This is a genomic window from Jutongia sp. SJQ-6 (assembly GCF_054161275.1).
The window spans coordinates 2,639,175-2,652,499 of sequence record NZ_CP195314.1; the positions used below are offsets into that span (position 1 = coordinate 2,639,175).

The 13,325-nt window shown below is 40.8% G+C and carries 13 protein-coding genes; 9 read left to right on the forward strand and 4 right to left on the reverse strand.

Annotation, left to right across the window (positions count from 1 at the left end):
• The first annotated feature begins 120 nt into the window (after positions 1–120).
• The 6 genes from ACSAJE_RS12085 to ACSAJE_RS12110 all read left to right on the forward strand — a co-directional run bounded on the left by ACSAJE_RS12085 (position 121) and on the right by ACSAJE_RS12110 (position 6,730).
• The gene (locus ACSAJE_RS12085; protein WP_458009210.1) at positions 121–597 is read left to right on the forward strand and encodes a flagellar export chaperone FliS; all 477 of its coding nucleotides are present in this window, start codon (positions 121–123) and stop codon (positions 595–597) included.
• Positions 594–2,078: a 4-alpha-glucanotransferase gene (malQ, locus tag ACSAJE_RS12090; RefSeq protein WP_458009211.1), complete on the forward strand. Its 1,485-nt coding sequence runs from the start codon at positions 594–596 to the stop codon at positions 2,076–2,078. Before ACSAJE_RS12085 ends, malQ begins: the two co-directional genes overlap by 4 nt.
• A 231-nt stretch (positions 2,079–2,309) precedes the next feature.
• Positions 2,310–3,527, forward strand: coding sequence for an ABC transporter permease (locus ACSAJE_RS12095; protein ID WP_118507148.1), 1,218 nt, complete (start codon positions 2,310–2,312; stop codon positions 3,525–3,527).
• Complete coding sequence (locus tag ACSAJE_RS12100; RefSeq protein ID WP_118507149.1) at positions 3,524–4,837, forward strand: hypothetical protein; 1,314 nt, start codon at positions 3,524–3,526, stop codon at positions 4,835–4,837. Before ACSAJE_RS12095 ends, ACSAJE_RS12100 begins: the two co-directional genes overlap by 4 nt.
• A gap of 1 nt (position 4,838) precedes the next feature.
• On the forward strand, positions 4,839–5,516 hold the full coding sequence (locus ACSAJE_RS12105) for an ABC transporter ATP-binding protein (RefSeq protein WP_022026156.1): 678 nt from the start codon (positions 4,839–4,841) through the stop codon (positions 5,514–5,516).
• Between the two features lie 347 nt (positions 5,517–5,863).
• Positions 5,864–6,730: a hypothetical protein gene (locus ACSAJE_RS12110; RefSeq protein ID WP_458009212.1), complete on the forward strand. Its 867-nt coding sequence runs from the start codon at positions 5,864–5,866 to the stop codon at positions 6,728–6,730.
• A gap of 188 nt (positions 6,731–6,918) precedes the next feature.
• On the opposite strand, the gene ACSAJE_RS12115 is transcribed toward ACSAJE_RS12110, so the two are convergent.
• The 3 genes from ACSAJE_RS12115 to ACSAJE_RS12125 form a co-directional block, all read right to left on the reverse strand.
• Positions 6,919–7,344 (reverse strand): HIT family protein, encoded by a 426-nt coding sequence (locus tag ACSAJE_RS12115; protein WP_118690660.1) that lies wholly within the window; start codon positions 7,342–7,344, stop codon positions 6,919–6,921.
• Positions 7,345–7,718: 374 nt separating this feature from the next.
• Complete coding sequence (locus ACSAJE_RS12120; RefSeq protein ID WP_118690661.1) at positions 7,719–8,726, reverse strand: SCP2 sterol-binding domain-containing protein; 1,008 nt, start codon at positions 8,724–8,726, stop codon at positions 7,719–7,721.
• 4 nt (positions 8,727–8,730) lie between these two features.
• Entirely contained in the window at positions 8,731–9,810 is a 1,080-nt protein-coding gene (locus ACSAJE_RS12125; protein ID WP_118690662.1) for a rhomboid family intramembrane serine protease, read from the reverse strand.
• 253 nt (positions 9,811–10,063) lie between these two features.
• Between ACSAJE_RS12125 and ACSAJE_RS12130 the strand changes: the two genes are divergently transcribed.
• Together ACSAJE_RS12130 and ACSAJE_RS12135 are read left to right on the forward strand one after the other, a co-directional pair.
• Positions 10,064–10,972 (forward strand): hypothetical protein, encoded by a 909-nt coding sequence (locus ACSAJE_RS12130; RefSeq protein ID WP_458009213.1) that lies wholly within the window; start codon positions 10,064–10,066, stop codon positions 10,970–10,972.
• A gap of 17 nt (positions 10,973–10,989) precedes the next feature.
• Entirely contained in the window at positions 10,990–11,697 is a 708-nt protein-coding gene (locus tag ACSAJE_RS12135) for a MerR family transcriptional regulator (RefSeq protein ID WP_458009214.1), read from the forward strand.
• Positions 11,698–11,719: 22 nt separating this feature from the next.
• On the opposite strand, the gene ACSAJE_RS12140 is transcribed toward ACSAJE_RS12135, so the two are convergent.
• Positions 11,720–12,409, reverse strand: coding sequence for an Ig-like domain-containing protein (locus ACSAJE_RS12140; RefSeq protein WP_458009215.1), 690 nt, complete (start codon positions 12,407–12,409; stop codon positions 11,720–11,722).
• Between the two features lie 217 nt (positions 12,410–12,626).
• On the opposite strand from ACSAJE_RS12140, the gene ACSAJE_RS12145 reads away from it, so the two are divergent.
• Positions 12,627–13,325, forward strand: coding sequence for a response regulator transcription factor (locus ACSAJE_RS12145; RefSeq protein WP_458009216.1), 699 nt, complete (start codon positions 12,627–12,629; stop codon positions 13,323–13,325).

Below are 13,325 nucleotides of genomic sequence, written 5' to 3' on the forward strand. Positions count from 1 at the left end.
CAAGATTGGTGCGTGGACAGGATCAGATAGATATGCCAAGATTGGTGCGTGGACAGGATTAGGTAGATATGCTGAGATTAATTGTAATGTGTCGATCAAGTATGGGCATGGAGGTTAAGCATGACGAAGGAACAGATTAAGGAGTATACCGCACGGGTTGCACAGGCAAACCGGACAGAATTAGTCGTTATTATATATGAACTTTTGCTGGATGAAATACAAGAGGGTAACAAACAATATCAGGCGGGAAATACGGATGCGGGGGAAAAACAGATCCGCAAAGCGCAGGGATATTTACAAGAACTTCTCGGAAGTCTGGACTTTCGTTATGAAATTGCGCTGCAATTACGACAGTTGTATCGTTATGTCAACGAACAGTTGATCGCAACTTTGGTACAACGCAGACCGATTCATTTAGATGCGGCGTGTGAAGTGATCCGTGGATTGATGGAGAGCTTTGAACAAGTTGCCAAAGAGGATCATTCAGGACCGGTTATGGAGCATTCACAGCAGCTTTATGCCGGATTAACCTATGGAAAAGGTACACTTAATGAAGTATCCTTCGGAGAGGGCAGTACCTATGGAGGGAAAATATGAAAAAGAAACGTGGAGCGGGGATTTTACTGCCAATCAGCAGCCTGCCGTCACCGTATGGAATTGGAACATTAGGAGCAGAGGCGTATGCCTTCGTTGATCAGTTGGCAGAGGCAAAGCAGAGCTATTGGCAAGTGCTTCCGGTAGGACCGACAAGCTTTGGTGATAGTCCCTACCAGTCATTTTCAGCATTTGCGGGAAACCCTTATTTTATTGATCTTGACACGTTGAAAGAGGATGGGCTTCTTCTTTCGGAGGAGATTGAGGAGCAGTATTGGGGAGACGATGCATCAGAGGTAGATTATGCAGCGTTATACGAGGCTCGTTTTGAGGTATTACATAAGGCATATGCGCGAAGTGATCATAAAATGCAGGAAGATTATCAGGCATTTTTGGCGAAGAGCAGCTATTGGCTGGAAGACTATAGTTTTTATATGGCACTTAAATTTCACTTTCATGGACAGGAGTGGTCGTTGTGGGAGGATGGTCTGAAATTCCGTCACAAAGAAACCCTCCGCAAATTTGAAGATCTGCTGGCAGAAGAAATTGATTTTTGGAAGTTTTGTCAGTATCAGTTTTTCATGCAATGGAGTCGGTTGAAACGGTATGCTAATAGCAAAAGCATCCGTATTATTGGAGATATTCCGTTATACGTTGCCATGGACAGTGCAGATGTATGGACACATTCGGATCTGTTTGAGCTGGATGAGCGTAAGAAACCGATTCACGTTGCAGGGGTACCGCCGGATTGTTTTTCGGAGGATGGACAGCGCTGGGGTAACCCATTATATCGTTGGAAACGAATGAAAAGAGATCATTATGCATGGTGGTATCAGCGAATGAAAGCCAATGCAGCCTTGTATGATGTGATTCGTATTGATCATTTTATTGGTATTGTTAATTACTGGTCAATACCTGCTTCTTGTCCTACTGCTGTAGAAGGTGAGTGGCGCAAGGGACCGGGCAGACATTTGACGAAAGTGATTCGTAAGGCAACGAAAGGTTCGGATATTATTGCAGAAGATCTTGGAATTGTCAGTGATAAGGTTCGTGCCTTGATCAATGAAACCGGTTGGCCGGGGATGAAGATTTTAGAGTTTGCGTTTGATGGAGATGCTTCTAATGAGTATCTGCCACATCAATATAAGAACACGAATTGTCTCGTATATGGTGGTACGCATGATAATCAGACATTGCTTGGTTATTATGGAAACAAATCGGACAAAGAATTAAAATTTATGATGAATTATCTTCATATTAAGCGGGTTTCACAGATTCCAAAGGCGATGTTGCGTGCAGCGTACGCAAGCATTGCGGATACTGTTATATTCCAGATGCAGGATATTTTGGAATTGGACGATACGGCAAGAATGAATGAACCGTCCACAGTAGGAACCAATTGGCGCTGGCGTATGCAGCCGGGAGCCTTTGATGGGAAAAAGATTAAGATGCTTCGCAAAATGTGCAAATTGTATGCTCGATAACCGACATCTATTGCATTGTAAACAGGGGTCAAGCTGCGTCTGGGGACTTTGATTATAATGGTGGAACAGTAGCAAACACATTATACTTTAGATGGATAGGGAGTGTCATTTGTATAAAAATGATACTCCCTATCTATTTTACTTCACAACGTGGTGTTATGCCACCAAGAATTGCTTTAGCAATTCTTGCAAAGCAAAGCGCTGGCGTTGCTTTTTTGTAGGGAGTACTCCATGAAATATATTTGGTGCAACATAAAGAACTGTTTTAAACATAAAAAACTCATATTTATTTTGACGGTTTTTTCTGTCATTTGTTCTTGTATTATGATCCATTTTTCGTATGGATTATATCAGAACTATCAGTTAAAGAAAGAATATGATCTGTCAGATGAGAGAGAAATTGCATTGAGTTTGCAAGGGGATTTTGATGAAGAATCCGATAAGGAATTAAATGATGATGAAAGTTATTTCAAACCGGTTGATTCTGTAGACAATTATATAACAATGAATTTGTTAAAGAAATATGTGGCTGAATTTAATAATTCTTTTACAGATAAATTGAAATATATTGAAGCAACAGCGATCGTAGATCAATTACCGTTTCGTATGAACTTTTCGGTGAAGGATGGGACGATCATTAATAGTGATGAATATGAAAAAGAAATAGAGAATAACGCCAAGCTGGAAAGTGGGAGGTATTTTACAGACAAAGAATATCGGAACGGGGAGAAAGTTGCTATTTGTTGGGATTATCTTCATTGGAATACGATGTCATCTCCTGTCAGTAGTCGGATGGCAGTCGATAAAAATACGCTGCATATTCAGGGGAAGGATTATAAAATTATTGCCTATGGCATTATTGATGTTGATAGACCTACTATACCGGTCACCTCTTTAGAGGATACAACCCTTTTTCACCAGAGATTAGTATTCCATTTTAAGAAACCAATTCGACAGGAACAGTACAATCTTGTAGTAGAAAAAACAAATAAAATTTTGGGAGACAGGGCAGTAGTTGAGCCGGCAAATCTTCCGGATGATGATGCAGTGTATCTTTATAATACGATTATTATGGTGACGATTTTTATTACCATTGTCTCGGCAATAAATTTTGCGATTTTGTATCGTTATATTCTTTCCAGCAGAAAACAGTCACTTATGGTTTACCGGATTTGCGGAATGAGTTTTGCGAGAGTAGTATTATTGTATTTGGGAGAATGTGTGGTTTTGACGGTACCAGCTTATGTTATCGGTGCTTTGTTGTTTGAGCATGTAATTTTGAAAAAAGTATCAAAATATTATGACTATATGAGTAATAGCTATAGCAGTTATGTTTATATGGTTTTATTTGCTATTTATTTTATACTGTCTTTGTTAATATTACTTTTTATGATCATATATGCATTAAAAACAGACAAAGAGTTAGATGTGAAAGGAGGGACCCGATGAAATTGAAATATGCAATGTTTGAACAGAAAAAAAATAAACTTATGACGGTGCTGATTTTTTTCCAAATAGTAATTGTGTTCATCATGCTCGTCAGCATTATCTCTGCAATTACTTCGAGGTATGAAAAATATAAGCCGTTGGAATGCTTCTTTCAGGGCGATGGTTTGAATATGCATATAAATGATCTGCTAGGCAGAAACGGGCAGCGGTATCTTCCGTTTACAGAATCTTCTGATGTAGAAAAAAGCTTAAAAAAAGCACATATGGTAAGCTCCTATGATGTACAGATGACATTTGACATTGACAATAAAAAGGAAGAATTGGGAACATGGTCTCCGGTTATTGGTTATGATGATGAGTTGATCGCAGCATATACTCCTGAGATAGAATCAGGACGCTGGCTTAGAACAGAGGATGCAGATACGGATATGATCGAGATTGTGTTGGTGCAAAAGGATGACACTCATAAAGTGGGAGAGGTCATAACTTTGACAACTTCTGATGTGGTAAAAGATTCGAGAGAATACAAGTTATCACAACCGGTTCAGGCTAAGATAGTGGGGATTCTTGCAGATGGAGCCAGTCCGATCATGCGTACGATGCATTATGGAGAATATTCTGATTTCAGAGATTATTATTATCCGTTTAACAGGGATGAAGAGGAAAGGGCAATTGTCTTTGTATCCAAGAGAGACATTGAACATAATAATAAGATCCATGCGAAAACGGAACAAGAAAATTTAATAGAGGGTGAAACCTGTATATGGCCATATATCATTTCAGGCCCATGTTTTATACAATATGAGAAAGGAATTACACAGAAGGAAAAAGATTATAATTCAAAATATCTTGCAGTGAATGGAAGATATGAATTTCGTCATACATCCGCAGAAATGCGGGAAAACAGTATGGAATATATTATGAATCAGATGAATATGTTAATTCCTATTTTGATTGCGATGATCATTCTTACATTGATGTCTATCATTAGCAGTACCGTTATTATGATACGACAAAACATGCACAATTATTCCATTTATTATATGATGGGTTTCACTTGGAAAAGATGCGTGTTGATTCATGTGGAAAGCGTGATTATGATGCAAATGGGGATATTTTTATTTACCATGTTATGTATTGCTATTTGCGAGAAAATTGGTGCGTTAGATCGAATGGTCTTTTCTTTAGGAAAATGGCAGTTGTTGGGTTGTTTCGCTATGATGGTGCTTTTTATTGTATTTAGTATTTTGCTGTCTTTTCTGTTAATTGGGAAGAAATCGGCAAAGGACATTTTAAGGGAGGTAGAATAAAATGGTTCAACTTGATAATATTGTAAAGACCTATAACAAAGGAAAGAGTAACGCTTTTGAGGCACTCCACGGAATATCGCTGACGATAGAGGATGGAGAAATGGTTGCCATTATTGGAACCTCAGGAGCTGGAAAATCCACCTTATTACATATACTTGCTTGTATTGATGGATATGATTCGGGAGAGTATCGTATTGATGACATGACAATTGGCAAAATTTCTGAAAGAAAGATGGCGGCAATTCGTAATGAGAAGATTGGCATGGTAATGCAGGACTTTGCGTTAATAGAAGAATTTACGGCATTGGATAATGTCATGATTCCGTTGGATTTTGCAGCAAGAGGTAAGAAAAAACGGAAAAAAGACAGGAAAGAAATCGCGCGCAAAATGCTTGAAATGGTGCAGATGCAAGATTTTGTCGATAAGCCTGTGAGTAATCTTTCCGGGGGTCAGAAGCAGCGCGTTGCAATTGCTAGAGCGATTGCAAATGAACCTGCGTTGATCTTGGCAGATGAGCCAACAGGAGCGCTGGATACGGAGACAACAAAAGAAATTATGAAAGTATTTATTGATCTGAACAAACAGGGAAAAACAATTGTTATTGTTACCCATGATTTGGCTGTAGCGGAGCAATGCGGCAGAGTGATAAAGATCGAAGATGGGAAGATGATAGAGTGAGAGCTGCTTTGCATCATGCCTCCGTCATGGTTGTTAATGGTGTGAGATGTCGTTATACAAGGAATAGTGAAAATATACGATACTGTGCTGATTTAGTTGTGCAAATTATACAAAAAATGATTAAAATTTTTTTGATGTTGTACTTTGTGCGGAAAAATGATAACATTGTATATATGATACTCGCTTGATTAAAGAGCGGTCATATGGAATCGGATGCATTTGAATTATTGAGTTTTGGAACAACGTTAATGGGAAAACCGATATACGAAATGACTTTGTCCAGAGATTTTCCAAGTAATTATGGCGTTTATGATAGGGTATGCTAATATGTTGAGGAGGTGTTTTTTGTGAAAAAAATCATATGCCCAGTAGGCATGATAGTGATCGGAGTTCTTATTTGTGTGTTGGCAAAGGGAGTGGACCAGCGGACGGTTGTCAAAAAGAAGAATGTAAAGATTGATCAATCGAAGCTTACTTATGATGAAGCGGAACAGTACAGAAGGAGTTTGCCTGACCGAGAACCGGATAACAATAATCTTGTTGCATTAAAGACAAACTTGTTGCCATATGGATTACCGGGAAGACAAAAAGGATGGTATGGAGACTTGCTGGCAGAAAAACTGGGGGTTGAAGTGCATTATGTTCAGCCATCATATTTTGAGGAGCGAGATAGCGATATGGATATATATTTATTTTTTATGGGAGAGGTGTCTTATTATGATGCTGTTAAGGCAGGAGAATTATTAGATCTGGAACCGACCTTAAAGAAAAATCCTAAGATATATAAGCGCTATAAAAATGCTTTTCAATATATCAAGAAATATACTTATAAAAAAACAGGGAAAAAAGGAATTTACGGTTTCCCGGTCAACCTAAAATCATTTGATGATAAAGGAAGAAAACTTGATTGCGTATCCGTTTTGTCGGAATCCAACAACAAGAACAAGGCGATGGATCTTTTGCTGTATTCAGCTTCAGATGAAGGGATTATGAATTGGACGTATGGACCGGAAGGAGAAATGTGGGAACGCAAAAACGGCAAGTATGTCGTATTAAAAGACTGGTCAACGGAGGAGTGGGCCAACAAAGATGAGGATTACGTGGAATATTCTGATTATTCTACAGATTATTTCTACCCGAGGGCGTTGATATATTTAATTCCGAATACTTTTCTGGGAGCAGAATTAACCGGGGTGAAGATTTCTAGGATGTGAGAATGTTTTTTACAACATAAGATTTATCGACTCGATATAGAAATTAATATGTCCTAGACTGAACTGACTATAATGTAACACCCCCGGCAGACGTTTTTGTCTGCCGGGGGTGTTTGTTGTTATCCTTAAATACGGTTATGTAATATGATGCTATCGTAAGGCATTGGATTACCTCATGTTTTGTCGGATTATTCGAATCCTTTTTTGATCTGTTCTGCGATCTCACCCATATCTTCTTCCGGTTCACCGGGTTTCCAAGTAATATTTACCTGATCATCTTTATAACGAGGAATCAAATGTACATGCAGATGAAATACTGTTTGACCAGCGGCCTCACCATTATTCTGCAAAACATTTAGGCCATCGCAGTTTAAGCTTTTCTTCATGGCAGCAGCACATTTCTTGGCAACTCCCATAATCTTGCTGCAATAATCATCTGGCAGCTCATAGAGATTTGCAGCGTGCGTTTTAGGAAGGATGATGGAATGACCGCGGGAAGCAGGCCCAAGATCCATGATTACATTGAAATCCTCATCTTCGTAAATCGATGTTGTCGGAATCTCTCCATTTGCCAATTTGCAAAAAATACAATCCTTGTCAATATGTTTCTCCATAATATTCCTCCATTCTGCCGTCCTTACAGCGGCACTAATACTATTTGAATTTCAAACTTTGCACGGAGTGGCTACTTGACCACATATTGCTCATTAAGTAACGTGACGTAGCGCATCGTAGCGAAAGCGTCCCGTCCAAAAATTGATGATACCTTGCTAAACCGGGACATCTCAGACACTCCTTTAGGCATGTATTCATCAGAGACTTAACAAAATAAGAAATCACGTAAAAACGTTGCGTTCTACGGCAATTATCTTAGTTCTCGGATGACAGAACAATTTAGTTTATCGGCTGCAAAATATTTTATTTATTGCTGACATAATGAGCAATATGTGTTTTCGAGTTGGTTGATCCGTGCAAAGTTTGTGTTTGTCTATTCGAAGCGGAAAAGTTCATCGAAGCTGCGCAGGATCTTGAAATCACCTTTGGCAATCACATTGCCGGTACGAAAAGCACTTTGTAATGTAGTTTCGCCGTGTATGATCTGTGTCAGCAACTCCGCTTTGAGCTTCATAGTCACGTGTGGTTCGAAATTTTTCGGCTGCTTGTAGGTACAATGTAAAATATCACCGTCAGCCGTGATATAAAGACAGCGGTCTTCATCTGTGATCTCAAGGGTAAACCGTACGGAAATGTCCGGAATACCGTGGAAATGTGATGAAAATGCACGGATATAGGGGTCGGAGCTTGACATAGGATCTTCATCATCCCCTAGTAATGTGCGGAAAATTTCAGACAATTCCTGAATGTCTTCTTTTTGCTTCTGCACGTATTGGTCATTAGAAACATATTCCGACAACTGTTCACTTTCCTGTGGTGTCAAATCAATGCTTAACGGACGCGATAATGTGTCCGGTGACAGGGAATTACTGGAAGGCAATGTCTCCAGCTTGCCGGTAAAGGTGCGGTAAAATAGCTCCACTCTTTTCTCTACAAATGTAGTATACCCATCATTAGCTTTGAAATCTTCCGGATCTGTTATATATGCCTCAATGCCATCGCAAGGTTTGCCACCAAGCAGTTCCCAAGCTTTTGTAAGCTGTAGGGAGGCCTCTTTCTCCCCATAGGTGGTCGATAGAACGACGGGCATCATGCATAGAGATTGAATGGTTTCTTTGTCACCGTACAACCAGCAGGCATCCAAAAACTGCTGTAACAACCCTCCATAGCTAAACCATTCTACAGAGGCAGCTAGAATAACGGCATCCGCTTCTTTGAGCGTTTTCGGTAAAACGGAGATGCCTTTTTTATCTTCGTATAGATTGTAGCGTCGAACGACAACGTTGAGCTCGTTCAATACTTCTGTTATTTTGTCCATAACATAGATGGTAGGATCTTCGATCAATCCTCTGCCACCATAATAAATATTAACTTTCGTCATGAGTCTATATTCCTTTCTCTTTGGACAGAGTCAATAAAGTGTACATAGCAAATCCGCTGATCAAACCACCGATATGTGCTGCGAAATCGACATTTGGTATTGCAAAACTTCCGTAAACAATCCAAAAGATCATAAAAATGATCTGACGCAGATCCGGGGATTCTTGACGGTCATGATGAAAAATCAATGCAAGGATTAAAGCACCCATAAGACCGTAGATCGCACCGGAAGCACCCACCGAGGTACTTGCGGAATGTATAACAACATTATAAACGATTGAGGTGCAGCCTGCAAGAAGACCGCTGACCAGATAAAGGATCAGATAACGGATATGACCTAAACGTCGTTCCAAGTAAGCACCGATAAAGATCAAAGTGATCATATTGTTAAAAATATGTTCTCCGGATATATGTAGGAACATCGAAGTAAATAATCGATACCATTCCTGCTTGTCAAAGACGAGTTCTGCGCTTAGTGCTCCCATAGAAAACAGAGCGTCTCTTTTGCCTGGGATCAGATCTCCATATACAAAAAGCAGGATGTTGACAGCAACCAGTAAGAGTGTTACAAAAATGCTGCGCATGGCAGGCAGAACGGATCGAAGGTCAGAAGTTCGTTCCGGTCCCTCCTGCAGGAATTGCTCTAAGTCTTTCTGCAAAGGGGAAAATAAAGTATCTACGTCTTCATAGGCCTGTAATATGCCCTGCGATGGAATGATCTGCCAATAGTTCTTGCGATCCGGAAATAATTTTCTGCCGAGAGAATCATCTTCCGTCATCAAAATATAGAGATATTCACAGTTGTCAAAAGTGTTATCTATTAGCATTTGCTGAAGTTGGTCAGAGATCATCGCTATATTTTCGGCGTTCAGTGTGTATGGCTCTCCCGCCCGGATACGGTCTTTTTCTTCGTATCGTGTATCTGCAGCTTTGACAGCGGCGGCAGCCTCTGCGTCGATGATCACGACTACAGGGGTGCAGACAGGATCCTTTGTATGGAGATAGATGTCGAGAAATGGGCAATCCGTTTCGACAACACCGTAATTATATTTTGCAAAAAGGTGATCCAAAGTTGTATCGTGCATAGTAATCTTACATTCCTTTCCAAATTTGCTAAGTTACCGTGTGTTCGCACTTTGCCAAACGCACAAAAGGTGGTTTGTCAATACCTTTGTGCATATGAAGTATGAGTTACAGATGTATATTGTAACAAAAAAGAAAACGTCGAACAAGGGCGTAAAATGATATTCGATGGGCACTGTTTTCACAGGATAGGACATAGTATGATGAAACTGCAGGAAACAAAAGCCATGAAATTAACGGAAGGTGGAGAGGCAGATGCAGCAATTATATGCAAATTACAGCTTACTAATGATAATGCTCGGTGCAGGGATTATCACACTGCTCCTGCAAAGTATAGCGGGTCATGTTATGAACGATCTGTTAGAGGAGTGTTCTAAAATTGCCGGGACGAAAAATCCGTGGATCCGCAATTTGATCAAAAAATTTCAAGTGTGTTACGAACTACATATTCCGGCAAAAGATGTGGGCGGTTTTGTGGACAGGTACCTGTTAGAATACCGGGCATATCAAATACGATTATCTACTTGGGAAAATGTTGGACTGTATGGGGCATGGTTTGTGGGAATGTATTTTGGGGTGTGTACGATTTATGGGATATATATTCAGACATCACTTCAAATTTACGGTATGTATTGTATCTACACCGTTATCATATTAGCACTTATTTTTGGAGGCGAATTATTGATGCAGGTGCATGCACATAAAAAAATGATCCGTATTTATTTGTTGGATTATTTGGAAAACAGTTTGCAGCCACGATTGGAAAATCAATATTTGTATCCGGAAGAGCAGGCAAAATATCAACAAGCTTATTTCGAGGAGCCGGAGCAGCAAACGCTTGCATTAGCTGCCGGTAATGAGGAAACAGAGCAGCAAACGCTTGCATTAGCTGCCGGTAATGAGGAAACAGAACAGGAAAAGGAAGCTGTCTGGTCGATTGCCGGGAGATGGCAGGACGGTATGGAATATGCGGTTCATGAGGAATGGCAGAATGAACATGGACATGCATGCAAGCAGACTTCAGCACCGACTTGGCCGGAGGGGGATATGTGCAAGCAGACTTCGGCACCGGCTTGGTTGGAGAAAGGCATACGTGGGCAGAAAGAGCAAAGAGCAGAAGAAAAACTAACGCTGCTCGGAGAAATTATGGAAGAGTATTTCTAGAAATGGAGGATGACACAATGGAAAAGAGATTTGGCATTTCAGATGCGGCGAGACAGGTTGGTGTGGAGGCACATGTACTGCGTTATTGGGAGGATGAACTTGGGTTAGCGATTCCACGTAATGGGCAGGGACATCGATACTATAGAGAGCAGGACATTCATATTTTGCATAAGATCAGAGATTGGAAAGAGCAGGGCTTTCAACTTCGTGCTATTAAGCTGCTTTTGCCGGATCGAAGACGAGTCGAGGCGATGACGCCGCAGGAATTGTATCATCTGCGTGAAGAGTTAAATCAAAAGGTGCAAATGGAAGAAGATCGATCGCCAAAGCATGTAAGAATGGGGCAGGTGACTCCGCTGCCGTCAGCAATGGAAGTGGCGGAACCGGTGAGCAGCATCAGCAAAGAACAAAAATTGCAGCAGTTTGAGCAGATGATGCGTGATATGATCACAAGTGTTGTGGAACAGCAGACGCAACAATCTGAAGAGCGGATCGCAGAGGCTGTAACAGAAAAGGTGAGTAAGCAAATGGATTATTTGATGCGGGAAAAGGAAGAGTTACAACAAAAACAAATAGAAATATTAGAAAAAATATTAATCGAAATGCGTCCGGCGGCAAAAGAAGCGGCAGCCACCGAAGAGCTGCCGCAGGTTACAACGATCAGATCCCGCAAGAAAGAGCGGGAGGCAAAACGCAGTGTAGGATGGCTGCATCTGCCATTCTGATCCATGAATTATTTTTGACGGGTTATTTGTCTGCACTTTTGACAACGATTTTACATTTAGCGCGAACCCCATTCGCAAGTGTTGCGGTTACGTAAGTCGTTCCGGGTCTTTTGCCTCGAAGGACACCCTTTTTATTAATAGTAGCGATACGTGTATTGATTACGGTGTATACCGGTTTTTCCTTCGTAATGCTTGGACGAAGCGTAATCCGCACTTTCCTCGTCTTGGATTTTGTTATCTTATATTTGGAATGCTTAAATTTGATGCTGACAGCATGTGGTGATACAGATACCTTGGCTTTCAGTGTGGTTGGACGATTCATAAAGAAAAGTCCTGACGTTGATCGGATGCGGATCTGAATGGTTGCTGTACCGGCCGCCATACCATAGTAATCGCAAGTATTTTCGGATACTTTTGTTACCTTGAGAATGGAAGGATTGGAACTTTTAAATGTCGTTTCATATCCATCCAGATCGTCTAGTAACGTGAGACTGGAGGAGTCGCCGATAAATATTTTTTTTTGAAAATTTTTCTTTGTTCCCGGTTTTTTGGAACGCTGTAAAGCGCCAGAGGCATCTAAAGCCTGTTTGCCGTTGATCTCAGTTGCAACGACGGGGATCTTCGGTGCCTTAGCGGCGGCCGGTTTACCTTGTGTGCACAAGATCAAGACCAGTGCGATCAGCGCCAGTTTTATTTGTTTTCTATAGTTCATAATTATCCTCATTTCTACACACGTGTTCCATGCATAAGACAATTCGTGTCCGGTGTGTATCAACACAAATAGCATGTATTATCATTTCCCACCTATATCAGGTTCGCATTTATCATAGAATAAGATAATGGCAGAAAGGTGTCAAATATTTGCCATCTTTTTCAAATACTATTATACTTATTACAGGAAGTGGTCAGATTCGACGAAGGAGGAACTCATGGAATACATATTGATTGCAGATGATAATAAAGATATTACGGATATTTTAGAAAAATATGTCAAAAAAGAAGGTTATGGAGCGTTGATCGCCACAGATGGCATTCAGACGGAAGAGCTGTTTCGCGAATATCATCCGGCGGCCATACTGCTGGATGTGATGATGCCTGGAAAGGATGGCTATGAGGTGTGCCGCACGATCCGACAGGAATCCGCCGTACCGATCATTTTAATTACGGCACGAGGCGAAGACTATGATAAGATCATGGGATTAGACATTGGTGCAGATGATTATATTGTGAAACCGTTTAGCCCGAGTGAGGTTATGGCGAGACTGCGCGCGGTGCTTCGTCGGATAAGCCGTCAGAGTGTGGAGACGCAGTCCGGACAGATCTTACGTGTCAGCAATATGGAAGTGAATTTAGATGAATATACATTTTGCATTGATGGCAAAAAGATCCCAATGACGAAAAAAGAAATTGAAACCATGTGGACGTTAGCAAGTACACCGGGCAAAGTATTTACCAGAGATAATCTGCTTGACAGTTTATGGGGCTATGATTATTACGGAGACAGCCGCACGGTAGATTCGCATATCAAAAGACTGCGTGCGAAACTTGATTCTGTGCCGCATCCGGACTGGACGATCAAGACGATCTGGGGCGTCGGCTACAAGCTAGAGATTGCCGGAGGACAGTAA